At 66.7% G+C, this 1,542-nt stretch carries 1 protein-coding gene; it reads right to left on the minus strand.

The annotated features are described in order from the left end of the window. Window positions 1–68: 68 nt before the first annotated feature. Entirely contained in the window at window positions 69–1,424 is a 1,356-nt protein-coding gene (locus DSM100685_RS10615) for an IS481 family transposase (protein WP_152351305.1), read from the minus strand. Window positions 1,425–1,542 lie beyond the last annotated feature (118 nt).

Consider the following 1,542-nt stretch of genomic DNA (forward strand, 5'->3'; position numbering starts at 1 on the left):
TGTATTGTCTTGGGGCATACTTGACGTATGTCTCGGGGCATTGTTGACACGGTCTCCTGGGGCATGGTTTACATGTGTCCTGGGGCATCGTTGACGCCGGGTATGGGTTTGCGGTACTGGTAGTCGCGGGTGGTGTCGAGGGTCTGGTCGGCGAGGATCTCGCCGGTCTCGGTGTCGGTGACGGTGACGATGCCGTGGACGACTTCCAGCTCCACGGTCCTGCCGGCGTTCTCCTTGCCGACGTTGATGGTACGCCGTCCGCCCGCGATGCCCTTCTGTGTGACACAACCGCGCTGGTCGACCTTATGCGTCCGCGCGGGGACGGTGACATCGACGCGGGCGGGTTCCTTTCGTTCGGCGATGGGGACGGGCCTGTTGCGCGCGGGCCTGGCGGCGGCTTCCCGTTCCTCCCGTTCGCGTCTGGCCTGTTCGCGGGCGGCGAGCTCGGGGTCGGGGCCGGCCTTGCCCTTCGCCTCATACGCCTCCCTGGGCGTGCGGCGGTTCAATGCGCGGTGCGGGCGCTCCTCGTTGTACTCGTGCCTGAACTCGTCGAGCTGCGTGTTGAGCGCGTCGATATCCTTCGCCAGCGGGCGGGCCGTGAGCCATTGCTTGAGGGTGCGGTGCCAGCGTTCGATCTTGCCCTGCGTCTGGGGGTGATACGGCTTGCCGTTCTTCTGCCTCACGCCCATCAGGGCGAGCAGGCGTTCGAACGGGCCGGGGTCGGCGGACAGGAGCCGGGTCGTGTACACGCTGCCGTTGTCGGTGAGCGTGGACGCGGGGATGCCGTACGCGGAGCACGTCCGGCGGAACGAGTCCTCGATCGTCTTCATGGTCACCGCCGCGAACGCATGCGAGTAGAGCAGGAACCGGGAGTGGTCGTCGAGCCAGGAGACGATGAGCGCGTCCGTGCCGTCGGCGAGCGGCCAGTGGGTGAAGTCCGACTGCCATGTCTCGTTCGGCAGCGCGGCCTCGAACCGCGTGTACGAGGATTTCGGCCGTTTCCTCGGCTCCGGGCGGACCAGTCCCGCGTCCTTGAGGATCCGGTGGATGGTCGAGTTCGCCGGAGGCCTGAGACCCTCGCGCTCCAATCTGGCGGCGATGGACTCCGGGCCCGCGTCCAGACCCTTGGAATCCAGCTCGCGGCGGATCGCGACGAGCCGCTCCACGAGCCGCCCGTCGGTCCTGTTCGCGATGCGATGCGCGCGACGGGAACGAGGCAGCAGGCCCGCCTCGCCCTCACGTTCCCACCGGCGCTTCAGCTCGTGCGCCCACTGGCGCGTGACCCCGTGGCGGCGGGCCGCCTCCGCCACCGGCATGCCCTCGTTGATCGCGTTGATGATGGCCTTGTTGCGCAGGAACTCGCTACGCGCCGTCCCGTCGCTGCCGCTGGAATGAATCGACTGCTGCTGTGACTGTGTACTCATACACGGTCAACAACCGACGGTCCGTCAACCATGCCCCAGGACACATGTAAACCATGTCCCAGGAGACACCGTCAACCATGCCCCGAGACATGCGTCAACCATCCGCTGAGACTAGACA

The organism is Bifidobacterium avesanii (assembly GCF_009299475.1).
Taxonomy (GTDB): domain Bacteria; phylum Actinomycetota; class Actinomycetes; order Actinomycetales; family Bifidobacteriaceae; genus Bifidobacterium; species Bifidobacterium avesanii.

Bases quoted from the DNA above. Each gene is read 5' to 3' on its own strand.
- DSM100685_RS10615 (WP_152351305.1), bottom strand. From the start codon at position 1,424: ATGAGTACACAGTCACAGCAGCAGTCGATTCATTCCAGCGGCAGCGAC.